Annotated in this window: 22 protein-coding genes; 16 read left to right on the top strand and 6 right to left on the bottom strand. The window is 56.9% G+C overall.

Going from position 1 to position 23688, the window contains the following annotated elements; all coding sequences use genetic code 11:
- Positions 1 to 56 precede the first annotated feature (56 nt).
- The gene (locus tag HMPREF3107_RS10130) at positions 57 to 1418 is read right to left on the bottom strand and encodes a CAP domain-containing protein (protein ID WP_070455205.1); all 1362 of its coding nucleotides are present in this window, start codon (positions 1416 to 1418) and stop codon (positions 57 to 59) included.
- Positions 1419 to 1614: 196 nt separating this feature from the next.
- Positions 1615 to 2907, bottom strand: coding sequence for a D-alanyl-D-alanine carboxypeptidase family protein (locus HMPREF3107_RS10125; RefSeq protein WP_070455204.1), 1293 nt, complete (start codon positions 2905 to 2907; stop codon positions 1615 to 1617).
- Between the two features lie 201 nt (positions 2908 to 3108).
- Here HMPREF3107_RS10125 and ilvA point away from each other — a divergent pair, with 201 nt between their 5' ends.
- The 4 genes from ilvA to HMPREF3107_RS10105 all read left to right on the top strand — a co-directional run bounded on the left by ilvA (position 3109) and on the right by HMPREF3107_RS10105 (position 7470).
- Positions 3109 to 4632: a threonine ammonia-lyase, biosynthetic gene (gene ilvA / locus HMPREF3107_RS10120; RefSeq protein WP_070455203.1), complete on the top strand. Its 1524-nt coding sequence runs from the start codon at positions 3109 to 3111 to the stop codon at positions 4630 to 4632.
- Positions 4633 to 4773: 141 nt separating this feature from the next.
- The gene (locus HMPREF3107_RS10115; RefSeq protein ID WP_070455202.1) at positions 4774 to 5733 is read left to right on the top strand and encodes a DnaJ C-terminal domain-containing protein; all 960 of its coding nucleotides are present in this window, start codon (positions 4774 to 4776) and stop codon (positions 5731 to 5733) included.
- Between the two features lie 15 nt (positions 5734 to 5748).
- Complete coding sequence (locus HMPREF3107_RS10110; RefSeq protein WP_049248054.1) at positions 5749 to 6039, top strand: chaperone modulator CbpM; 291 nt, start codon at positions 5749 to 5751, stop codon at positions 6037 to 6039.
- A gap of 126 nt (positions 6040 to 6165) precedes the next feature.
- Positions 6166 to 7470 (top strand): paraquat-inducible protein A, encoded by a 1305-nt coding sequence (locus HMPREF3107_RS10105; RefSeq protein WP_371327485.1) that lies wholly within the window; start codon positions 6166 to 6168, stop codon positions 7468 to 7470.
- Between the two features lie 346 nt (positions 7471 to 7816).
- Here the strand turns inward: HMPREF3107_RS10105 and HMPREF3107_RS10100 are convergent, their stop codons facing one another.
- The 4 genes from HMPREF3107_RS10100 to pheA all read right to left on the bottom strand — a co-directional run bounded on the left by HMPREF3107_RS10100 (position 7817) and on the right by pheA (position 11209).
- Positions 7817 to 8377 carry a ubiquinone biosynthesis accessory factor UbiJ gene (locus HMPREF3107_RS10100; protein ID WP_070455201.1) on the bottom strand — a complete coding sequence of 187 codons (561 nt, stop codon included), beginning with the start codon at positions 8375 to 8377 and terminating at the stop codon, positions 7817 to 7819.
- Between the two features lie 155 nt (positions 8378 to 8532).
- Complete coding sequence (locus HMPREF3107_RS10095; protein ID WP_070455200.1) at positions 8533 to 9366, bottom strand: Rossmann-fold NAD(P)-binding domain-containing protein; 834 nt, start codon at positions 9364 to 9366, stop codon at positions 8533 to 8535.
- Between the two features lie 3 nt (positions 9367 to 9369).
- Positions 9370 to 10044 carry an SMI1/KNR4 family protein gene (locus HMPREF3107_RS10090; RefSeq protein WP_070455199.1) on the bottom strand — a complete coding sequence of 225 codons (675 nt, stop codon included), beginning with the start codon at positions 10042 to 10044 and terminating at the stop codon, positions 9370 to 9372.
- 82 nt (positions 10045 to 10126) lie between these two features.
- Positions 10127 to 11209, bottom strand: a complete 1083-nt coding sequence (pheA, locus tag HMPREF3107_RS10085) for a prephenate dehydratase (protein ID WP_040666439.1) — start codon at positions 11207 to 11209, stop codon at positions 10127 to 10129.
- Positions 11210 to 11394: 185 nt separating this feature from the next.
- On the opposite strand from pheA, the gene HMPREF3107_RS10080 reads away from it, so the two are divergent.
- The 12 genes from HMPREF3107_RS10080 (at position 11395) to HMPREF3107_RS10025 (ending at position 23615) form a co-directional block, all read left to right on the top strand.
- Positions 11395 to 12498 carry a conjugal transfer protein gene (locus HMPREF3107_RS10080; RefSeq protein WP_070455198.1) on the top strand — a complete coding sequence of 368 codons (1104 nt, stop codon included), beginning with the start codon at positions 11395 to 11397 and terminating at the stop codon, positions 12496 to 12498.
- Positions 12495 to 12962 (top strand): low molecular weight protein-tyrosine-phosphatase, encoded by a 468-nt coding sequence (locus HMPREF3107_RS10075; RefSeq protein WP_070455197.1) that lies wholly within the window; start codon positions 12495 to 12497, stop codon positions 12960 to 12962. Before HMPREF3107_RS10080 ends, HMPREF3107_RS10075 begins: the two co-directional genes overlap by 4 nt.
- Positions 12963 to 13037: 75 nt before the next feature.
- Positions 13038 to 13268, top strand: a complete 231-nt coding sequence (locus HMPREF3107_RS10070; RefSeq protein WP_070455196.1) for an NGO_0222 family membrane protein — start codon at positions 13038 to 13040, stop codon at positions 13266 to 13268.
- 9 nt (positions 13269 to 13277) lie between these two features.
- Entirely contained in the window at positions 13278 to 13871 is a 594-nt protein-coding gene (gene rdgB, locus HMPREF3107_RS10065) for an RdgB/HAM1 family non-canonical purine NTP pyrophosphatase (RefSeq protein ID WP_070455195.1), read from the top strand.
- Between the two features lie 57 nt (positions 13872 to 13928).
- Entirely contained in the window at positions 13929 to 15104 is a 1176-nt protein-coding gene (hemW, locus tag HMPREF3107_RS10060) for a radical SAM family heme chaperone HemW (protein ID WP_070455194.1), read from the top strand.
- A gap of 187 nt (positions 15105 to 15291) precedes the next feature.
- Positions 15292 to 15870 carry an opacity family porin gene (locus HMPREF3107_RS10055; protein WP_070455193.1) on the top strand — a complete coding sequence of 193 codons (579 nt, stop codon included), beginning with the start codon at positions 15292 to 15294 and terminating at the stop codon, positions 15868 to 15870.
- 180 nt (positions 15871 to 16050) lie between these two features.
- Positions 16051 to 16632, top strand: coding sequence for an opacity family porin (locus HMPREF3107_RS10050; protein ID WP_070455192.1), 582 nt, complete (start codon positions 16051 to 16053; stop codon positions 16630 to 16632).
- Between the two features lie 130 nt (positions 16633 to 16762).
- Positions 16763 to 17854 (top strand): metallophosphoesterase, encoded by a 1092-nt coding sequence (locus HMPREF3107_RS10045; RefSeq protein WP_070455191.1) that lies wholly within the window; start codon positions 16763 to 16765, stop codon positions 17852 to 17854.
- Positions 17855 to 18296: 442 nt separating this feature from the next.
- Positions 18297 to 18698, top strand: a complete 402-nt coding sequence (locus tag HMPREF3107_RS10040; protein WP_070455190.1) for a hypothetical protein — start codon at positions 18297 to 18299, stop codon at positions 18696 to 18698.
- A 60-nt stretch (positions 18699 to 18758) separates the two neighbouring features.
- Positions 18759 to 20741 carry a transketolase gene (gene tkt / locus HMPREF3107_RS10035; RefSeq protein ID WP_070455189.1) on the top strand — a complete coding sequence of 661 codons (1983 nt, stop codon included), beginning with the start codon at positions 18759 to 18761 and terminating at the stop codon, positions 20739 to 20741.
- A 406-nt stretch (positions 20742 to 21147) separates the two neighbouring features.
- A complete protein-coding gene (hutW, locus tag HMPREF3107_RS10030) occupies positions 21148 to 22980 on the top strand; it encodes a heme anaerobic degradation radical SAM methyltransferase ChuW/HutW (protein WP_070455188.1) in 1833 nt (610 codons plus the stop codon).
- A 2-nt stretch (positions 22981 to 22982) separates the two neighbouring features.
- Complete coding sequence (locus HMPREF3107_RS10025) at positions 22983 to 23615, top strand: NAD(P)-dependent oxidoreductase (RefSeq protein ID WP_070455187.1); 633 nt, start codon at positions 22983 to 22985, stop codon at positions 23613 to 23615.
- Positions 23616 to 23688: the final 73 nt, after the last annotated feature.

Below are 23688 nucleotides of genomic sequence, written 5' to 3'. Positions count from 1 at the left end.
AGGCCGTCTGAAACATATCTTTCAGACGGCCTCGATATTGTATGCCCCGTTGTTGGCTATTGAATCAGCAGGGCGGATTCCGGGATTGATTTACCCTCCGGGACCAGGCGCACGCCGCTGCCCCGGCTGCCTTTCACGCTGACCACCACGCCGTCGGGCAAGCTCTCGTGTATCACCAATTCGGCATCGCCGTATGAGCTGTAACTCACATTATTGCAATCGCCGTTGCACAGCGAAAGCGGCCAGCGCAGGTAATGGGGTTTTCCCGCCTGCACGGCCATATTTTCGCCGCCCTGCAGGTTGAAGTAGTCGAAATTCGGCTTGCGGGTGCGGAAAGTCCATTCGACTTTCTTTTCTCTGGCCAAGCCGTCTTCTTTGCTGATTGCGGCATAGCGGAATACGGCACGGTATTCGGTGTCGTAGGCCAGCGGGTCGAGCGGGAAAAGCGCGAACTGGTAGGGGGTAAACAGTTTGTTGGGATCGGTTTCGGCATCCAAAATCCGCGTGTTGCCGACTTTTTCCTTTCCTTTGAATAATTCGAACGACAGCATCTCGATTTCGTCATCCCCTTCTTCATTAAAGGCGATGCTGACCGGGTTGCCGCTGAATTTGCGGTCGGGCAGCGGATTGGGGGTTTCGTTGGCAAACATCGTAGCCACCCGTTTTCCCACCGGGTAGGCAACGTAATCGGGAGCGGCAATGTCTACTTCATCGGCATAGAGAATGCCGCCGTTCTGACAGGCGGAAGGATAAAACGAGCGGTATTCCTCAACATCCTCCTCCGAATGCTTCGTCTGGCCGCACCGTTTGTTGGCACGGCTGTTGCCTTGATTGACCACGAAGGCGTGGTTGCCGTTTCTGACGGTGTAGCCGATGCCCGCCTCGTCGCTATTGGCATCCAATAGGGAGAAACGGTGGTAGATGGCCGTCATCAGGCCGTCGAGATGGAGATGCTGTTGCAAGGTCTTGCCGACAGGTTCGCTGTTGGAAACGGTGCTGACGTTTTCCTGTGCACCCAAATACTGATAGCCCGTTTTTTTCACGCGGTCGCCCAGTTCTTTGCCGCTGAAAAAACGGCTTTCCGGATGGTTTTCATCGTGCATGTCTTCGGGAAAATCGGTCAGATAGTCTGCATGGGCGGCGGCGGAGCGGGTCAGTTCGGGCGAACGGGCAAACGCGCCCAATCCGGCCTCGCCGCGCAAATGATTGAGATAGGCCAGCGCATCCATCCCGCCGGTTTCGCCGCCGGTTTGCCCCGTTTTCGGATAAATCAGGTTTTCAGGCGGCCTGGGGCGTACCATGAAGCCGAACAGCAGCAGCAGGGTTACCAACAATCCGACCCACACCAATAAAGGGCGAAGCCAGCCTTTACCCCCTCCCGTGCCGCCAGTCGGGGCGGAATGACGATTATGGTTCATGGTTTATTCTAAAAGGTAAAGGCCGACCGCCAAGGTGGTAACGGTCAGTAAAAACAGCAGGATAACGGAGATAATAAATCGTTTCATCGGATTCGCCCCATACGGCGGGTTTCAGACGGCCTGTCTGCGCAGAAGGAAGCGGCGGCCGACCCGCGAATTTTGCAGGAAGGTCGCCGCCGACACGGCACGGCCGTGCTTATTCGTCGGCAAACATGTTTTTGAACCACAGCTTGATGCTGTCCCACAGGCGGCCGAAAAAGCCCGCCTCGTCCACGGCCGTCAGCGCGACGACTTTGCGTTCGGCCAGCACTTGGCCGTTGTAGGTGATTTTCAGTTTGCCCAGCACCTGGCCTTTTTCAATCGGTGCCAAAACGGGCTGCACGGTTTCCAAAACCGGTTTGACTTTGTTGCCCTCGCCGTGCGGGATGGTAAGGTAGACGGGTTCCAAGAAACCTATGTTTACGTTGTCTTCCTGCCCTTTGTACACTTTTACCGACGAAACCGGGGTGTTTGCATCGTAAGCCTTGGGCGTATCGAAGGCCTGCAAGGCCCAATTCAGCAGTTTGCTGCTCTCGCCCGCACGCGCCTCAATGCTTTCCGTTCCCACCACCACGGAAACCACGCGGCGGCCGTTGCGCTTGCTCGAAGCGATCAGGTTGTAGCCGGCAGTGTTGGTGTGGCCGGTTTTCAGGCCGTCCACATTCGGGTCGCGGTAGAGCAACAGGTTGCGGTTGGGCTGCTCGATGTTGTTATATTTGAAGGACTGCATCGAGTAAATCGGATAATACTTCGGATAATCCTTGATAATCGCTGCCGACAGGATGGCCAGGTCGCGCACCGTGCTCATGTGGCCGTCGGACGGCAGGCCGGTGGCATTGACGAAATGGGTTTTACTCATGCCCAAGCGTTTTGCTTCGGCGTTCATCATGTCGGCAAAGCCCGCCTCGCTGCCGCCCAACGCTTCGGCCAGCGTGATGGCGGCATCGTTGCCCGACTGCACAATCAGGCCTTTGAGCAAATCGCCCACCGCCACCGGTTTACCCGCATTGAGGAACATGCGCGAACCTTCGGCACGCCAGGCGGTTTCAGACGGCGTCAGCATGGTTTCGGCTTTCAGACGGCCTTCTTCCAAGGCTTTAAAGGCCAGATAGGCCGTCATCAATTTGGTCAGCGATGCCGGTTCGATTTGCTTGTCGAGGTTTTTGCCGGTCAGAATCTGGCCGCTTTGCAAATCCTGCACCAAATAAGCGGCGGCGGCGATTTCCGGCGCGGTCGAAGCCTGCGGAACCGGCTCGGGCGGCAGAACGTCCGGCTCGGAAGCCGCATTCTCGCCCGGCACGGCCGAAGCGGCAGCCGTTGCCGCAGCGGCTGTTGCTGCCGCGACGGGGCGTTTGTATCTGTTCTTGTATTTATGTTTGCTACGGGCGGCATCGGCCGTCTGAAAGGAAAGGACGACGGCCAATGCCGCCACAGTCAGATATTTTTTCATAGGACAACGAATTATGGGGAAAGTAATGGGGTTTTCAGGCCGGAGGCCGTCTGAAAAATTTCCGCCGCCGCACTAACCATTTGCGGCATATCGGCGAAAAAAGCCGCATTATACCGACAGCCCCCGCCTTTGCTAACTTTTTCTTGCGTTCGCTCCAACCTGCGGGTATGGTTTTACCTTTCGTAAAAAAAATTTAACATCATGGACACCCGCCCTTACGCAGACTACCTCACCCGCATCCTCACCTCCTCCGTTTACGACGTCGCCGTCGAAACCCCGCTCAAACCCGCCCGCAATCTTTCACGCCGTCTGAAAAACAACATCCTGCTCAAACGGGAAGACCTGCAGCCCGTTTTCTCCTTCAAAATACGCGGCGCATACAACAAAATGGCGGCTTTAAGCCCGACCGAACTCGAACGCGGCGTGATTACCGCCAGCGCGGGCAACCATGCGCAAGGCGTGGCCCTTTCGGCACAAACGCTGGGCTGCCGCGCCACCATCGTCATGCCCGAAACCACCCCGCAAATCAAAGTAGACGCCGTTAAAGAACGCGGCGGCAAAGTCGTATTGAAAGGCACATCCTACAACGATGCCTACGACCACGCCGTCCGACTGGTGGCCGAAAGCGGCCTGACCTACATCCCGCCCTTCGACGACCCCGACGTCATCGCCGGACAAGGCACCATCGGCATGGAAATCATCCGCCAGCATCCGAAGCCGATTGATGCCGTCTTCGTCCCCATCGGCGGCGGCGGGCTGGCGGCGGGCATTGCGGCCTTTATCAAAAACGTGCGCCCCGAAATCAAAGTCATCGGCGTGGAAACATTCGATGCCTGCGCCATGAAACGTTCGATTGAAGCGGGCGAACGTTTGGAACTGAAAGACGTCGGCCTGTTTGCCGACGGCACGGCGGTCAAACTGGTGGGCGAAACCACCTTCGCCATCTGCCGCGACCTTTTGGACGACATCATCCTGGTAGACACCGACGACATCTGCGGCGCGCTGAAAGACATCTTCGACGACACCCGCAGCATTACCGAACCTTCCGGCGCATTGGCTTTGGCCGGCCTGAAAGCCTATGTCACCCGCGAAAACTGCGAAGGCCAAACCCTGATTGCCATCAACAGTGGTGCCAACATGAACTTCCACCGCCTGCGCCACGTTTCCGAACGCAGCGAACTGGGCGAAGGCAACGAAGGCATTTTCGCCGTTTCCATCCCCGAACGCCCCGGCAGCTTCCTCAAATTCATCAACACCTTGGGCAACCGCAGCATCACGGAATTCAATTACCGCTACGGCGACGACGACACCGCCCACATCTTTGCCGGCATCCAAACCACAGGCTCGGCCGACCGTGCCGCCATCGCGGCTGAACTCACCGCCGCAGGCCTGCCCAACACCGACCTGACCGAGGACGAAATCGCCAAAATCCACATCCGTTATATGGTCGGCGGCCGCAGCCACAAAGTGAAAAACGAACGCCTGATTACATTTGAATTTCCCGAACGCCCCGGCGCGCTGCGCCACTTCCTCAACCACATGCAGAGCAGCTGGAACATTACCCTCTTCCACTACCGCAACCACGGCGCGGACTACGGCCGCATCCTGGTCGGCATCGACGTTCCCGCCGAAGATGAAACCGCCTTCGCCGCCTTCCTCGACAGCGTGGGCTATGTCTACGAAGACCAAACCGGCAATCCGGCCTACCGCCTGTTTTTAAGCTGACCGGCGCATCCCCGCCCAAGGCCGTCTGAAAAACCGGAGGCCACCGTCCAAGACCCTGCCGGAAGCCTTGAAATACGCACGGACGACTCAAGTTAGAGCACCATCGGATTTAGATTTTTATAACCATGAGAAACTGAATTTATGACAGAAAAAAATTATTATGAAATATTGGGCGTCGCTAAAGATGCGGATGAAGCTGCTATTAAAAAAGCCTATCGAAAGCTGGTGCGCAAATACCATCCTGATGTGAGCAAAGAGCCGGATGCCGTTGAGCGTACGGCGGAAATTAATCGTGCTTACGAGACGCTTTCCGACAAAGAAAAACGTGCCGAGTATGATGAAATGCTGGCAAACCCTTATGGTCGCAACGCAGGGGGCAATCCGTTCGGACAAGGCGGTAACCCGTTCGGCAACGGTTTCGACGGCGGAGGCTTCCGTTATGAGTACCGGGAAGGAGAGCCGTTCGGCGCGGGTGACTTTAATTTTGAAGACTTGTTTTCATCGTTCCGCCACGCCCGCTCCCGACCCGAGCAGCCGCGCGGCCCTGTCAAGGGAGAGGATCAACACGCTGAATTGAGCATCGATATTTACGCAGCCTATACCGGTGCGGAGCGCAGTCTGACTTTGAATGTGCCGACTTTGGACGAATATGGCCGTATGGTTTACCAAAGCAAAACCCTCAACGTCAAAATCCCCAAAGGCATCGCCGAAGGCCAGCAAATCCGTCTGGCAGGGCAGGGACTGCCGGGCAGCAACGGCGGAGCAAACGGTGATTTGTACTTGAAAATCAAGTTCCACGACCGGCCAGACTTATACGTCAAAAACAGAAAAGACGTATATCAGACGATAGACGTCAAACCGTGGGAAGCGGTATTGGGCGGCAAAATCATCGTTCCTACCGCATCCGGCCGCTTACAGGTCAATCTGCCTGCCAACACTCAGAGCGGCAAAACCATCCGTCTTAAAGGCAAGGGCATTCCGGCAAAAGAGGCGGGAGACCTATACTTGAATATCCGCATCAATGTCCCTGTTGCGGAAAGCGAAGCCGACCGTGCCGCATGGGAGAAACTGGCAGAGCATTTCGCTACGAAACACGCATGAAAGGAAGGATAAACCATGACGCAATCCACCGACATCACATTGACTTTCGAAGAAATCATTGCTGTCAGCCATTGCCGCCGCGATTGGCTGTTGGAACTCATCGAGGAAGACATCATCAGCATAGGCGGCAAGCCCGAACAAACTACGTTCAGCGGTTTCCACCTTGCACGCATCCGCCGCGCACAGCGTCTGAGCCGTGATTTTGAGGCCGGCATCCCTGCGTTGGGCTTGATTATGCGGCTTTTGGATGAAGTGGAAGAGCTGAGGAAAGCACAGCGGCCGTCGGTTTTATTGCAGGACGAATAAAAAATGAAGTTGCAGGCCGTCTGAAACACCTTGTTTTCAGACGGCCTTTTTCCGTTCCGCACGCCGGTTTCCGCCCGGGCGGCAAAATCCGTATAATCCGCCTTTTCCGTTTTTTCCTTATCCGTCATGCCCCTGTTCCGCCAGACAACCGCGCCGCAACATCTTTTCAGACGGCATCGGCCGAAATTGCGCCGCCTGATGCTGCCCGCGCACAGCCTGAACTGTCCCGAATGCGGCCTGCTGATTGAGATTCCGATGCTTGGGCAGGGGCGGCAGGCAGACTGCCCGCGCTGTCATCACGAACTGGTGCGGGTGGAAAACCGTCCTTTTACCACCCCGCTCGCGCTGGCCTTGGCCACGCTCATCCTGCTTCTGTGCGTGTACAGCGGCATGTTCATGACCGTCAGCACCATAGGCGTTTATGAACGGCTGACGCTGCCGTTTATGCTGGAAGTATTGATTTTGCAGGACTTCGGTTTTTTGGCCGAAGTCATGTTCGTTTTTACTTTCGGCCTGCCGCTGCTGTTTTTGCTGTTGTGCCTCTATGTTTACGGCGCGCTGGCGGTACAAAGTCCCCTGCCCGGCCTGTTGATGGCCACGCGGACGATGGTCCGGCTGCGAAGCTGGGTGATGGCCGACGTTTTCCTGATTTCGACCTTGGTCGCCTACATCAAACTGGGCGACGTGGTGCAGGTGGATTTCGGCAGCTCATTCTGGCTGATGTTCCCGATGGTGCTGCTGCTGTTGCGAACCACGCTGTCCGTCCCCGAACACTGGGTGTATTACCAAATCCACCGCCTGCGCGGCCACACCACGATTTATGCCGACAACACAGGTAAAATCTGTTGCAGCCGCTGCCGCTACTTCAGGCCGTCTGAAGAAATCCTCTGCCAAGTGTGCGGCACCCATCTTTTCACCCGCAGGCCGAACAGCGAGAAACTGTCGTGGGCCTTCCTGCTGGCGGCGGCGGTGCTCTACCTCCCCGCCAACATGCTGCCGATTATGATTTCCTCCAACCCGACGGTTACCGAAATCAGCACCATCATGGGCGGCATCATCTTTATGTGGGACAGCGGTGACCGTGCGATTGCGGCGATTATTTTCAGCGCGAGCATCATGATTCCGGTCTTGAAGATTTTCGCCATGGCCTTTTTGCTGCTGTGCAGCCGCTACGGTGTGCCGTTCGACATCCGCAAAGTTTCCCTGCTGTACCGGATTACGGAAAAAATCGGCCGCTGGTCGATGATTGATATTTTCGTCATCATCATCCTGATGAGCACGTTCCACACCAACATCGCCCGCGTTACCCCCGGCCCCGCCTCGCTGTATTTCTGCCTCGTGGTGCTGCTGACCATGCTGTCGGCGCACTATTTCGACCCGCGCCTGCTGTGGGACAAATACGGTTCGGCACGGGAAAACGGACAGGCGTAAAGGCGTAAAGCCAAATGCCGCCTCAACGTCAAAGGCCGTCTGAAAGCCGTTCCATGCAGGAAGCCATACTTTCAGACGGCCTTTTGCCTGGAATCAACATGGAAAAGGCCGAATCGTCTCATTCCCGCCCAGGTGAGAAGGACGGTATGGAAAGTCCTTTTTTCGATTCACCATAGGCCGGGCATCGCGGCACTGACGTATTCCTTCTAACCGAAAATCGCATGACCGCCCCCTCTTCCACTCTTGCAAACAGCCGCCGGGCAAATACAAAAGGCCGTCTGAAAACCAAGTTCCAACCAAGCGGAACAGGCTTTCAGACGGCTTTTTTATCGGATGATATTCGGATTTACCAATCGCGCTCAAACTTATCCAAGCGCGCATGCAGGCGGGCGATGTCGTCGCGCAGGCGTTCGACCTCTTCCGCCCACTGCTCGAATTCTTCGCGCGAAACCACGGGCGATTCGGGTTCCCGGGAAAAATCCGCGCCCTGCTCCAACAGGCTGCGGCCAATTGATTTCAGCGTGCCGGCGATTTTCCGTCCGCGCCCGCCTATGCGTTCCGCCGCCTCTTCGCCGAACAGGCGGCTCAAATCGCGGTCGGCCCGATAGCGCAGGCCGCCGATGACGGTCAGCAGCCTGAAGCCCAAGGCCATGTCGCCTTCGATTTCAAAATCGCCCACGCCGGGCTGCTGCCCGTTCAGCATTTTCCGCAATACGCTGTCGCGGAACACCAGTACGGCATCGGTGGCGTGCGGGCTGTGTTCGAACAGGCCTTCGCTGTTGAAGCGGCCGTGCAGGGTGAAACCGGCAGCGCGGATGGTGAGGACGATGCCGTTGTAGCCCGCCAGTACGGCCTGCGTTTCGGGGTTTTGACGGATGATGTGGTTGAATATGGAAAGTGTCGGCATATCGTTTTCTGTCTTTCGAGGCCGTCTGAACGGTTGGGCTCCGTTAGGGCTTTGCTTTCAGACGGCCTCATTGTTTCTGCGGTGTCGCGTTGCGTGTCTCTGTCTGTCCGGCGTTTTTTCAGACGGCCTCAAACCGCCCGCGCCGGCCGCGTGTTTCATCCTGCCGTATCGGCAAGCTGCAATATAGCAGAAAAATCGCCGTATCGGGTTTGCACCGTCCTGCCCCGTCCGCCGCCCTCGGCAAATTGCGGCACGGGCAGGCCGAGTTTGGCGGCCTCGGCGGCGTAGAAGCTCCGGCGGGACGGGTGCGGGGTTTCCACCAGATTCCTCAGGCGGTGTCCGTCGGGCGTACAGGCCGTCTGAAACAGGGCGGAAACGGCGCGGTCGCGGTGCAGCATATTGACCGCTTCCCCGCCTTTCAGACGGCCTGCGTTTTTGGCAACGGTCGCCAGCGGATGCCGTTCGGCATCGTAGAGGCCGCCCAGCCGCAAAATATCGGTGGCGGCTACGCTGCTTGCCCGCACCGCCTGCTCTGCCGCCAGCAGCCGCACGGCTTTTTCATCTCCATCATCGGGCGGGCTGTCTTCGTCGCACACCCGCTCCCGCCGCCCGTAAACGCCTATGCTGCCGGTAAAAATCAGATGTTCCGCGCCATACCGTTCCGCTGCTGCGACCCATGCCGCAATCAGTGCGGGATAGTCGGCAAAGGGCGAAGGGGGCAGCAGGCAAATCCAAGTCGGAATGCCCTGCCAGCAGGCGAAGAGGCCGTCTGAAAGCGGGGTTTGGTTTAAATCGGCGGTGTGCAGCCCGATGGGCAGGTTGATGTCGTCGGACGTGAGCCGCCTTTTCAGTGCGGAGACGCGGCAGCCGTGCTGATAGAGCCGCTCGGCCAGCGGGCGGCCGAGGTAGCCGAAGCCGAGTATGGCGCAGGCGGCGGGCGGGGACGGGGCGGTTTCCGGTTGGAAGCCGCAGGCGGGATTTTCCACCATGCTTTACCTCACCACCTTGTTCGACCATTCGACAAACGAATCGCCCTTGCTTTCCTGCTCCCCCATCTGTACGGGGGTAACAATCTCCGTGCCCAATTCGGGGATGGTGGTGCGGAAGGTGTTTTCCACCCATGCGCGGAAAGGCAGGTTGGGTTTGACAAAAAGTTCGTCTTCGTCGTGGTTCGGCGGCAGCGGCAGTTCGGAATCCCAGCAGATTTCGTCGTAGCCGATGGCCAGCAGGCGCAGGAAATCCAGGCCGTTTTGCGCCAGCGTGCACAGCATGGTGGAACCCGAACCGGAGCCGAGGTGGACGATTCGCGTTTCGCCTTCGTCGTCCAGCCACAGCGCGCCCATCGAACCTTCCGCGCCCGTTTGGCTGAATATGCACAGACGGCTGCTTATTTCTTCATCCTTATTACCGTAGTAGCGGGTAACGGTCTCGTCCTGTTCTTCCCTACTGTCGGCATAGAACGAGATGATGGTGCCGCCTTCGCGTTCGGTATCGGTCCAACTGTCCCGTAACGCCTGCTGCGGGTACAGATAGCCGTAGCGGATGCCTTCGCGGTCTTCGTAAAACCCGTTGTCTTCAATCCATTGATAAAGCCGGCGCAACTCTTCGGGAACCTTCATGCCTTCGCAAAGCACGTTTTCCAGTTGCCGCAATAAGATATTTTCCATCTCTGTTTCCTTAGTCGGGCGTTAAAGGTATGGAGGCCGTCTGAAAGCGGCCGCCGTACGGGGCGTTTCCCTGATTTCGCCATCACAGCACGGCCACGGGGTAAGAGCCGATGATTTTGACGAAAACGTTGCGCTCGGCGAAACGCGCCAAGACGCGGCGGACGGTTTCGTCGTCCTTATGCCCTTCGATGTCGATGAAGAACACATATTCCCACAAGCCGGTTTTGCTCGGACGGCTTTCGAATTTGGTCATCGAAATGCCCGCCTCGCTGAACGGCGTGAGCAGTTCGGCGGCGGCACCGGCGCGGTTGGGGGTGGAAAACAGCAGCGAGGTTTTGTCGCGCCCGCTCGGCGCAGTGTCCTGTTTGCCCAACACCAGAAAGCGCGTGGTGTTGTTCGGCTCGTCTTCGATGTTCCGCGCCAAAACGGTGAGGCCGTAGATTTCGGCGGCGGTTATGCCCGCAACGGCCAGCGCGGAGCCGTCTGCCGCCGCCAGCCGCGCGGCTTCGGCATTGCTCGACACCGGTACGCGGACGATGCTGTCCGGCAGGTTTTTGCCCAGCCAGTCGTGGCACTGCGCCAAGGCCTGCGCGTGGCCGTAAACGGTTTGCACGCCGTCCAGCCCCTCGCGGTTGCGCAACAACTGGTGGTGGATGCGCAACACCACTTCGCCGCAGGCCCGAAGCGGCGAGGACACCAGCAAATCCAGCGTACGGCCGACCGAACCTTCGGTGGAATTTTCCAGTGGCACGACGGCATAATCGGCCTGATCGGATTCAGCCTGCCGCATACATTCGTCCACCGTATTGCAGCCCACCGTGTCGGCGGCGTGGCCGAAATGCTTGACGGCCGCCTGCTGGGTAAACGTGCCGGCCGGGCCGAGGTAGGCGATGGTCAGCGGGCGTTCCACCGCCAGGCATTCGCTCATTACTTCGCGGAACAGCCGCGCCACGCCTTCGTCCGAAAGCGGCCCCCGGTTCAATTCCTTAATCCGCCGCAACACCTGCGCCTCGCGTTCGGGGCGGTATACCGCGCCCGTCCCCTTCAATTCGCCGATGGCGCGCGCATGGACGGCGCGTTCGTTCAACAGTTTCAAAACGGAGGCATCGATTTCGTCTATCGCATTGCGGTGCGGCAGCAATTGTTTTTCCAGCTCGGCGGACATGGTCGCTCCTTGTTTCCGGTGTCGTAAAATCGGCACCATTTTACCGTAAAACCCGCCTCCGCCCCACGCGGCGGAAAAAGGCCGTCTGAAAAACGCCCCGATGCTTTCAGACGGCCTTTCAAGATACGGTTTGCGTTATAATCGCCGCCTTTCACACGACACATCAAAACAAAGGCAGAAACACCATGTCAGAACACCGCTATCTCCCCGACACCCGCCCCTACCCCGCCGAACCCGTCAAGCGCGAACTGCTGATGCACGCCGAACAGGCCGCGCGCGGCGGCGCACAGGGCAAACTGGCCGCAGAAGCACTGCGCGCGCAGATTTACGGCATGCTGTCGCAAAATTTCTACCTCAACCTTTCCGTCGCCCTCAGCATGACCCCGAGCGAGGCCGCATACGGCACCATGATGGCCGCGCTCAACGACGTATTGAAGGCCAAAACCGACGAAGAAATACAATGGTTCGCCCTGCCCGTGATTTTGGTTGCCGGCTGCAAACAAGCCGCCGCCCTCACCGCCGCCGCACCCGTGCCCGAGCTCTCCGCCTGCCTGGCCAACTACCCGCACACTCGCGCCCTCTCCCGCGCCACCTGGCTGCCGCAACTGTTCACCGCCGGACAAATCTCCGAAATCAATGCCGGACAATGGTTCAAAGCCAAGCAAAACGCCGAAGCCGCCGCAGAATTCGCCGCCTCGCTGCCGCAAAACGACAGCCTGCCGCTGGTCGAAGGCCAATCCGTCAGCGCGGCCTTCGCACTGGGCTACGGCGGCCGCGAACTGACCGCCGCCTTGGGCAAAAACCTTCAAGAAGCCGCCCTGCCGCTGATGCAGGTATGGCAGCAGGCCCTGTCCGCCCCCGGCGTCACCCTGTTTGCCAACCCCCTCTCCCCCGACAGCCCGCCCGCCGCACTTACCGATGCCGGCCACATGCGCCTGCGTATGGCTTTGGACGTTTTCACCGCCAACTCCATCCGCTCCATCCGCCTGCAAAGCCCGCGCGTCGGCGTCGTCATGGCCTCACAGGAAGGCGGCAAACTCGTATTCGGCTTCAACGCCACCGACAGCCAGTTCGAACTCCAGCCGCAAACCTTCACCTGGCCGCTCTCGCCGATGGACAAAATCGAAATCGTGCAGCAAAACTTCCTCGACCTGCTGGCCGAATGCCAAGTGGAAAACATCCGCCTGCTGCACGACCCCATAGGCGAAAACGACGAATTGCCCACCTACTCGCAAGCGGTCAAACTGCCCGGCCACAACCCGCTCTACGGCGACGGCGGACACTCATGAACAAACGCCGCATCCTGTTTGTCTGCCTCGGCAACATCTGCCGCTCGCCGATGGCCGAATACGTCCTGCGCCACCAAGCCGCCGAACGCGGCCTGTCGCACCTCGTCGAAACCGCCAGCGCGGGCACGTCCGGCTGGCACGACGGCGAAGACATGCACCGAGGCACCCGGGCCGAACTCAAGGCGCACGGCATTGCCGCCGACGGATTTTCCAGCCGCAAAATCCGCCGCGAAGACCCGGCGTATTACGACCTCATCATCGCCATGGACGACGACAACCTGGCCGAACTGGAACGGCAGTTCGGCCGCCGCCCCGGAAAACAGTTCAAGCTCACCGACCTGATTCCCGACAGCGGCTACCGGGCCGTGCCCGACCCCTGGTACACGGGCGACTTCGCCGAAACCTTCCGCCTCGTCTCCGCCGCCGCAGAAGCCCTGCTCGACAGGCTGGAAACGGCAGGATAAACAAAAAAGGCCGTCTGAAAACACACTCCCCGCTTTTCAGACGGCCTCCCGAACCACCTAACCCCGTTTACCGCCATGACCAAACGCCGAACCTTCCTCATCCTGACCCTCCTCTTCACCCTGCTCTTCATCGCATTGGTAACGCTGGGCGCGTACCTGCTTTCCATCCAAAGCAAACAATTCGCCGTCGCCGCCTTCCTATTCGCATTCGGTGTCGTCTTCGGCCAAGTCGCCTGCCTCGGCCTCTTCGTCCGCGAACACGCCCGCGCTAAAGTAATGCGCGAACAGCAAAACCAATCCCGCTAAGGAAAACCCATGTTCGACAAAATCGTCCTCGCCAGCGGCAATGCAGGCAAACTCAAAGAATTTACCCGCCTCTTCGCCGATTTGAACATCGAAGTCCTGCCGCAATCCCAGTTCGACACGCCAGAATGCCCCGAACCATACCACACCTTCGTTGAGAACGCGCTCGCCAAAGCCCGCCACGCCGCCAAACACAGCGGCCTGCCCGCGCTCGCCGACGACTCCGGCATCTGCGCCGCCGCCTTAAACGGCGCACCCGGCGTCTTCTCCGCCCGCTATGCCGGAGCCAATCCCAAATCCGATGCCGCCAACAACAAACGCCTTTCAGACGACCTCGCCGACAAAACCGACAAAAGCTGCCACTACGTCTGCGTGCTCGTCCTCGTCCGCCACGAAAACGACCCGCAGCCCATCATCGCCGAAGGCATATGGCGCGGACAATGGCAGGCAGAAGCCGCAGGCACCAACGGCTTCGGCTACGACCCGCATTTCTACCTGCCCGAACACAACTGCACCGCCGCCGAGCTTGCCCCCGAAATCAAAAACGCCGAAAGCCACCGGGGGCAGGCGTTGCGGGAATTGTTGAGAAAAATCGAAGCCTTATAAATCAATCGGTAGGCCGTCTGAAAAAATTTCAGACGGCCTCAATCCCCAAAACACACCATGACCCAAATCACATTCTCCCAAGCCGGACAACTCACCGCCCTGCCGCCCCTGTCGCTCTACATCCACATCCCGTGGTGTATCAAAAAATGCCCGTATTGCGACTTCAATTCCCACAGCCTGAAAAACGGATTGCCCGAAGCCGCCTATATCGACGCGCTGCTGACCGATTTGCAGCTCGAATTGCCCAATATTTGGGGCAGACCGGTGGAAACGGTATTTTTCGGCGGCGGTACGCCCAGCCTGTTTCAGGCGGAATCGATTGACCGTTTGTTGAGCGGCGTGCGTTCGCTGTTGCGCTTGCAGCCGGAAGCGGAAATTACTTTGGAAGCCAATCCGGGTACGTTTGAAATCGAAAAGTTTCAAGGATTTAAAGATGCAGGCATCACGCGGCTTTCTATTGGTGTACAGAGTTTCAACGACGATATGCTTGCGCGGCTGGGGCGCGTCCACAACGGCAAAGAAGCCTTAACTGCCATAGCTACCGCCTTGAAATTATTTGATAAAGTCAATATCGACTTGATGTATGCCCTGCCGAACCAGACTGTTCAGACGGCATTAGACGACGTGCAAACCGCCATCGCCACGGGCGCGACCCACATCAGCGCATATCATCTGACGATGGAGCCGAACACGCCGTTCGACCATACGCCGCCGAAAGGTTTGCCGCAAGACGAAGCCGCCCTCGACATCGAAGACGCGGTACACGGCGCGCTGGAAGGTGCGGGTTTTATCCATTACGAAACATCGGCTTTTGCGAAACCTGCCATGCAGTGCCGCCACAATTTGAACTACTGGCAGTTCGGCGATTATTTGGGCATAGGCGCGGGCGCGCACGGCAAAATCTCCTATCCTGACCGCATCGAGCGCACCGTCCGCCGCCGCCATCCCAACGACTACCTCGCCTTAATGCAAAGCCAACCGAGTGAAGCCGTCGAACGCAAAACCGTTGCCGCTGAAGATTTGCCGTTCGAATTCATGATGAACGCCCTTCGCCTGACTGACGGCGTACCTGCCGCGATGTTGCAGGAACGCACAGGCGTACCTGCCGCCAAAATCATGGCACAAATCGAAACGGCTAGACAAAAAGGTCTGCTGGAAACCGACCCGACCGTGTTCCGCCCGACCGAACGGGGACGGTTGTTTTTAAACGATTTGTTGCAGTGCTTTTTGTAGGATTAGATTTTTTTCAGACGACCTTGATACGCCAAAATGTAACATCCACAGGCTACTGACGAAGGCCGTGACAGACAGTTTTCATGTTGTTTGTTTTATCATAATAAAATACAATCGGGATAGCCGTTGGATTTGAATAATTATCCGGCGGCAATACCCCTTAATCATTCCAATCAAGGACACAAACATGAAAAAAGTTCTGACTACACTCATTGCCCTGTCTATCTCAACTGTTGCATTGGCAGATGACAGCCGTGGTTTCTATATTCAAGGTGATGTCGGCCATTCGACACTTAAAGCCAAAACCGGCGAAGATAAAGGTAAAGTGAAAGGCTTTAGCCCACGCTTGTCCGCAGGCTACGACTTCGGCGACTTCCGCGTAGCCGCCGACTACACCCACTATAAAACTCTTAAATTGCATCAAGAAGGTTCTTTGTCATCTTCAGACTATAAAGCGAAATTCCAAAGCGTAGGCGTATCAGCCATTTATGATTTTGACTTAAATTCCCCTGTTAAGCCTTATGTCGGTGCGCGTGTAGGTATCAACCGTGTCTCTTTCGATGATCATTTTAAAACTGCTACATACAGCGAAACTGAAACTTACCGTAAAACCAAAGCCGGTGTTGGCGTGATGGCTGGTGTCGGCTACGACATCACCCAAAATGTTGCCTTAGATGCTGGCTACCGCTACAACCACTGGGGCAAATTCGACGGCGTGAAAGTACACACTCACGAAGTATCTGCCGGTGTGCGTGTGAAATTCTAATTTTTCAAACCATCTGTATTCACGCAAGCCGCCCGAAGTACCAAACTTCGGGGGCTTGCAATTTTTCAATGAAAAATGTGATTGTTGTAACAGACGGAACGCAATACAATCCAAACAGCCAACAGTTGCAGAGAGACTGATGGCCATCAATAATTTTTTCCACCTACGAGGAACAACATCATGAAAAAAATTCTGGCTACACTGGTTGCCCTTTCCCTTCCCGCCATTGCACTGGCAGACGAACACCGTGGATTTTATATCCAAGGCGATGTCGGCCATGCTTCGGTAAAAGGCAAGGCTCACGGCGAAAGCGTGACGGCAAAAGGCTTCAGCCCGCGCCTGTCCGGCGGTTACGACTTTGGCGATTTCCGTGTGGCAGCCGACTACACCCACTACAAATCCCACAAAGAAAGCGGCAGAATCAGCAGCTCCACCAATTATGACGCGAAAGCCAAATTCCAAAGTTTCGGCGTTTCCGCCATTTACGACATCAACCTGCAATCCCCTGTTAAACCTTATGTCGGCGCACGCGTAGGCCTCAACCGCGTATCGTTTGACACAACGGAATACAGTTCAAACTTTATCGAACGTTATGAAACCCGCAAAACCAAAACCGGCTTGGGCGTGATGACGGGCATCGGTTACGACATCAATCAAAACATCGCCCTGGATGCGGGCTACCGCTACAACCACTGGGGCAAATTCGACGGTGTAAAAGTACACACCCACGAAGTATCCGCGGGCGTGCGCGTAAAATACTAAACACCCGCATCATCAGCTTTCAGCCGTCCCGAGGTATGCATCCGCGGGCGGCTTTCTTATCATAACCCCTGCCGCCACTCGCGCCGGACGGCATACAATCCGTCCGAATCACCACACACGCAACACATACATGAAATTCCTCTCCTTCCTGACCTTGTTTGTCTTATTGATGCAGCCGTTTACCTACGGTTTTTACAAAGCCTTATGCTGGCAGTTTGAAGGCCGTCTGAAAAAACGCGGCTGCCGGCTGCTCTGCCTCTCCCTGTTTTCCTTCGGCAACGGCCTGATAATCCTCTCCCTCCTCAGGCTGTGGAACGGCTCTTTCCGCCTGACCGCGCTGTGGATGGTCTTGCTGCTGTATACCGGCTTTGCCGCCTTGTTTGTTTGGTTATTGAAACTGCTGCTGCGCAAGCGCGTGGCCGACAAAAAACTCCGGCACATCCTGCGTATTGCCGCACCGGCGGCGGTGGCTTCACTGTTCTGCCTGTCGCTCTACAACGCCTATCTCCCGACCGTCCGCCACTACCGCGTGGTATTGGACAAGCCTTTGGCCAAACCGCTGCGTATCGGCGTAGCCAGCGACCTTCACCTGGGCATCCTGTTCGGCGCGCGCCAACTCGACAAACTGGCCGGCATCATGCAACAGGAAAAAGCCGACATCATCCTGCTGCCGGGCGACATCATGGACGACGACACCGCCGCCTATGAAGCCGAACACATGCAGCCGCACCTGTCCAAACTGCGCGCGCCGCTGGGCGTATATGCCACATTGGGCAATCACGATCTGTTCGGCGCACAACGGCAGATTACCCGCGCCATCGAAGCGGCGGGCATCACGGTGCTAAACGACGGAATCATCGAAACGGGCGGCCTGACCGTTATCGGCCGCCCAGACGATTTGGACAGAGGCCGTCTGAAAACCGCCGAACTGCTGGAGCAGGCCGACACATCCAAACCCGTCGTCCTGCTCGACCACCGCCCTTCGGAAATCGAACTGCATTCGACCCTGCCCATCGACGTCCAAGTTTCCGGCCACGTCCACAACGGCCAGATTTTTCCGGCCAACTTCATCGTCCGCGCCATCAACCGCCTGCACTACGGATATGAAAAAATCGGCAACGGCCACTTTTTCGTTACTTCCGGCTACGGCTTCTGGGGCATCCCGCTGCGGCTCGGATCACAGTCGGAAGTGCTGATTATCGATGTGGAAGGCCGCCGCTGAAGCCGTCCCGCTTTTCAGACGGCCTCCAATCCGGGCCGACAATCGCCAAGGCCTCTTTATCAAAAGAAGCCGCCATTCCTTTCAAGCAACGCCTATCCGCAAAACCGCCACCGGCGCGGTGGCGAGGTAAAGATAAAGGAAACATACAAACCCGCCTCCAACCGCTTAAAAGACCGTCTGAAACCGTGCAAACATCTTTCAGACGGCCTCAATCATGCTTCGTCCGCCGCAACATCAACACCATGCACGGCAAACTGTTTTCCCGATGGTTTCAACGCATGCACCCTGCATCCGCTTTCACCGAAACACTTAAATTTCCCTCCCCCGCACCAATCCGTCTTGTAGGAAAAAAGCATGGCTTCGGCTATAATTTGCACCGTTTTTCATCCCCCATTCATCACGAACAGCTCGGGCAAAACCGCCCGTTCCTCAGGAATCCGCCATGCAACCAGCCTTCCACGACAAAGCGAACCGCCTTTTCTCCAGCATCACAAACGATCCGCGCTGGGATATAAACGACGAACTGCTGTTTCAAGTGGCGGGCTTTATCTTCTACGGCTACTGCTTCGGCTTCGGCCGGCTGGTATGTCTGATGGACGCCGACGACATTGATGCCTATGCGGCCGGCAAACTCACCGGCCTCGGCGCGGGCGCGAAATACGTGCAAGGCATGATAGCGCGCGCACGGCAGGATTTTGTTACCGGCGAAAATGCCGAACCCGCCGATACGGACGACCCTTTAAGCCGGTTAATCGGCATCGGCCATGCCCATTTCTCCGCCGATGACTTTAGCCCGCTCGTCGAATCCGTTTACGAAAATTACGACCTGTTAAGCGGCGAATAACCGACCCGTTTTTTCAGACGGCCTACAAACCCATTTCAAACCCAACTATTAGGAAACACCATGCCCTCCCAACTTGCCAACGCCATCCGCTTCCTCTCCGCCGACGCCATCCAAAAAGCCAACTCCGGCCACCCTGGTGCGCCCATGGGTATGGCGGAAATGGCGGAAGTATTGTGGACGAAATTCCTGCACCACAACCCCGCCAACCCCAAATTCTACAACCGCGACCGCTTCATCCTCTCCAACGGCCACGCGTCCATGCTGTTGTACAGCCTGCTGCATCTGACCGGCTACAACCTGAGCATTGAAGACTTGAAAAACTTCCGCCAACTGCACAGCAAAACCCCCGGCCACCCCGAATACGGCTACACCGACGGCGTGGAAACCACGACCGGCCCGTTGGGACAAGGCATTGCCAACGCAGTGGGCATGGCATTAGCCGAAAAAATCCTTGCCACCGAATTCAATAAAGACGGTTTGAACATCGTCGATCACTACACCTATGTCTTCTTGGGCGACGGCTGCCTGATGGAAGGCGTATCGCACGAAGCCTGTTCGCTCGCCGGCACTTTGGGCTTGGGCAAACTGATTGTTTTATATGATGACAACAATATTTCCATCGACGGCAAAGTGGACGGCTGGTTTACCGAAAACATCCCGCAACGCTTTGAAAGCTACGGCTGGCACGTCGTACCCAATGTAAACGGCCACGACACCGCCGCCATTCAAGCCGCCATCGAAGCCGCCCGCGCCGAAACCGGCAAACCGTCCATCATCTGCTGCAAAACCTTAATCGGCAAAGGCAGTGCCAACAAAGAAGGCAGCCACAAAACCCACGGCGCACCTTTGGGCGCGGACGAAATCGAAGCCACGCGCAAACATCTGGGCTGGACTTACCCCGCCTTTGAAATCCCGCAAGAAATTTACGACGCATGGAGCGCGAAAGAACAAGGCGCGAAATTGGAAGCCGAATGGAACGAACTGTTTGCGCAATACCAAGCCAAATATCCTGCCGAAGCCGCAGAATTCGTGCGCCGCATGGAACACAGGCTACCTGAAAACTTCGATGCCTATATTCAGACGGCCATGCAAGAAGTGTGCGCCAAAGCCGAAACTATCGCCACCCGCAAAGCCAGCCAAAACAGCATCGAAATCCTCGCCAAAGCGCTGCCCGAACTGGTGGGCGGTTCTGCCGACCTGACCCCGTCCAACCTGACCGACTGGCCGTGCAGCGTCTCCGTTACCCGCGAAAAAGGCGGTAACTACATCCACTACGGCGTGCGCGAGTTCGGCATGGGCGCCATCATGAACGGCCTTGCCCTGCACGGCGGCGTGAAACCCTTCGGCGCGACTTTCCTGATGTTCAGCGAATACCAGCGCAACGCCCTGCGCATGGCGGCACTGATGAAAATCAACCCCGTGTTCGTCTTCACCCACGATTCCATCGGCCTCGGCGAAGATGGCCCGACCCACCAACCCATCGAGCAAACCGCCACCCTGCGCCTGATTCCGAATATGGACGTATGGCGTCCGTGCGACACTGCCGAATCCTTGGTCGCATGGGCGGAAGCGGCAAAAGCCGAAGACCACCCGTCCAGCCTGATTTTCAGCCGTCAAAACCTGAGATTCCAAGCGCGCAACGAGCAACAACTGAACGACATCAAACGCGGCGGCTACGTCATCAGCGAAGCCCAAGGCAACGCCCAAGCCGTCATCATTGCCACCGGCTCAGAAGTCGAGCTGGCCTTGGAAGCGCAAAAAGCCCTCGCCGCGCAAAACATCGCCGTCCGCGTCGTTTCCATGCCGTCCACCAACGTATTCGACCGCCAAGACACCGCCTATAAAGCCGCCGTCCTGCCCGAAGGCCTGCCGCGCATCGCCGTAGAAGCCGGACACGCCGACGGCTGGTATAAATACGTCGGATTGAACGGCGCAGTCGTCGGCATCAACCGCTTCGGCGAATCCGCCCCTGCCGAACTGCTGTTCAAAGAATTCGGCTTTACCGTGGACAATGTGGTTGATAGTGTGAAATCCGTGTTGTAAAACGGTTTTCCGGTATTCCAATAGAGGCCGTCTGAAAAGTTTCAGACGGCCTCTCTGTATTACCGGTGCGGAAACGATGCAATCAAAACCGAATCATAAACCACCAATCCGTTTTAACTTGTCTGCCTCCTTAGCCTTAAGGAGATAATTTTTGAATATGCAAAGTGCCCGGTGAATCGGTTTCTATAAATCACGCCACCCGCAGCCTTGCTTTGCACACACCATTTCTAAACATAATTATATGATTTAAATAAATATTAAAACCCTTAATTCCTCCCATATAAACCCCACTTTTAAATAATATCTATCAAATTTAATAATAATTTTCTATTATTTGACATAAATCAAAAACAATATCTCATTTTTTACACAGAATAATAACCGTTATTATTTGATTCATGATGCCATGAAACGAGAAATAAAAATCAGCAACGGGCAAGCCGTACCGGATGCTTTTCCCGAGCGGCAGGCACTGATGCCTGTGTGGGGCGGCATCGACGTGCCGTCCGATGAGTGGCAGCGGCTTTGGCGCGAGCAGGCGCAAACGGTATTACAGGAAGATACCTTGGCTTACCTGCACATCCCGTTCTGCGCCAACCATTGCGTTTTCTGCGGCTTTTACCGCAACGCCTGGAAAGATGATTACAGCCGCACCTATACCGATAAAATCATTGCCGAGTTGGCGCAGGAAGCCGAAATCCGCCAAGGAAACGGCAAAATCCGTGCCGTCTATTTCGGCGGCGGCACGCCCACCGCGCTTTTGACCGACGATCTGGTTCGACTCATCAAAGCCTGCTACCGTTATCTGCCGCTGGCCGACGATTGCGAATTTACGCTGGAAGGCCGCATGAGCCATTTCGATATAGCCAAGGCACAGGCCTGCATCGATGCGGGGGTAAACCGCATTTCCATCGGCGTGCAGACTTTCGATACCGCCATCCGCCGCCGTTTGGGGCGCAAGCACAGCGGCGAAGAAGCGGCCGCCTATTTGGAAAAGCTGGGCAGGCTGGATGCCGTGGTCGTGGCCGATTTGATTTTCGGCCTGCCGGGGCAAAACGATGAAGTCTGGCATAATGACTTGCGCATTGCGGCCGCCCTGCCGCTGTCGGGTCTCGATACTTACGCCTTCAACTGTTATCCCTTCCTGCCCATCAACCGCATGATAGAAAAAGGCGCGTTTCCGCCGCCGGCCGGCTTCGACACGCAGTCGCTGCAATATGCCTATACGGTCGAGTATTTGGCGCAACAGGGCTGGCGGCAAATCAGCAACAACCACTTCGCCTATCCCGAACGCGGCGAACGCAACCTGTACAACCGCCTGGTCAAGTCGAATATGGCCTGCCTGGCCTTCGGTTCGGGCGCGGGCGGCAACGGCGGCGGATACAGCTATCAGGTGCAAAGCGATTTGGACAGTTACCTTGCCACGCCCGCCGGCCAAAAAAACATCGCCTACATGAGCCGCCACAGCGGCAATAAATACCTGCTCGGCCGTTTGCAGCACGATATCGAAACCGGAACCATAGACAGCCGCCTGTTTGCCGGGCAACCACGCGCGCAGGCCTTGCTGGCGCAGTGGGCGGAACTCGGTTTGACCGGCAAACCCGATTCAGACGGCCTGATTCATTTAAACACCAGCGGCCGCTACTGGTCGCCCACCTTAACCCGCAAGCTGATGCTTGCCCTACCCGCAAACGAAGAAAAGGAGCAATCTATGCCTAACCCCCTGTCTGCCGAACAACAAACGGTATTGCGCAACTCACTGGCCGAAAATCCCGGCCAGATTCTCGAAATGCTGGCCGGACGCTTCCAATGCAGTTTCGAAGAAGTCATCAACTGCCTGCCCGCCGGCACGGTGAAAAAAACGGACGGCGGACGTTTTGTCGAAATCATGCAGGCAATCGCAAAATGGGACGAAGCGGTTACGTTTATCGCCCATACGCCCGACGTGATTGCCGAAGTAACCGGCAAACTGCCGGACGGCAGCGTGGGACGCGGCTTCTACAATTTTAAAGAAGCCGAACCGGGCGGCATCCACGGCCATATTTATTATGAAAACTGCACGGCGGTTTATTTGGTCGAACGCCCGTTTATGGGCAAGGCCACAGTTTCGCTCAATTTCATCAACCGCAGCGGCGGCGCGATGTTCAAGATTTATGTCGGCCGTGATGAAAACGGCGAATTGCGCCAAAACCAAATCGAAGCCATGCGCGCGCTGTTTGCCGAAGGGAAAGGGGCGTAACCATGCTGACCATATTCGGTGCGAACGGCAAAAGCGGCCGCGAACTGATTGCGCGCCTGTCGGCAGACGGTTTTTCAGACGGCATTACCGCCGTCCTGCGCCGCCCCGAACAGGCCGAAGACCCGTTTTTCAAACAACACGGCGCAAATACGGCAACGGCCGACGTGCTTGACGCGCAAGCCTGCGCCGCCGTCATCCGCGACAGCAAACCGCAAACCGTCGTCAGCTTTGTCGGCGGCAAAAACGAAGCGGGCGTACGCAGCGATGCGGCCGGCAACATCAACATCATCGACGCGGTGGCCGCCCACGCCCCCCAAGCCCGCCTGATACTCGTAACCAGCATGGGCTGCGGCGAACAGTGGGAAAACACGAACGCAATGTTCAAACAGGCATTGGGCGAAGCGGTTCAGGCCAAAACCGAAGCGGAAAACCACCTGCGCCAAAGCGGCCTGCACTGGACCATCCTGCGCCCGTGCGGCTTAGGCAACAGCGGCAGCGACAGCTATACGCTGCATACCGCCATCGACGAAATCCCGCGCGACTACATGGACAGGAAAGGCTTGGCCGCCGCCGTGGCGAAACTGATTGCGGATAAAGAAAGGCCGTCTGAAAGCGTATATTCAGTAACCGCCTAACCGTCCGAATACAAAAGGCCGTCTGAAAAACCGTTTATGGCTTTTCAGACGGCCTGAGACCTTTGCAAAATCC

This window comes from Neisseria sp. HMSC31F04 (genome assembly GCF_001807735.1).
Lineage (GTDB): Bacteria > Pseudomonadota > Gammaproteobacteria > Burkholderiales > Neisseriaceae > Neisseria > Neisseria elongata.
Note: the sequence above shows the minus strand (reverse complement) of the source record. Positions and strands in the feature narration are given on the sequence as shown.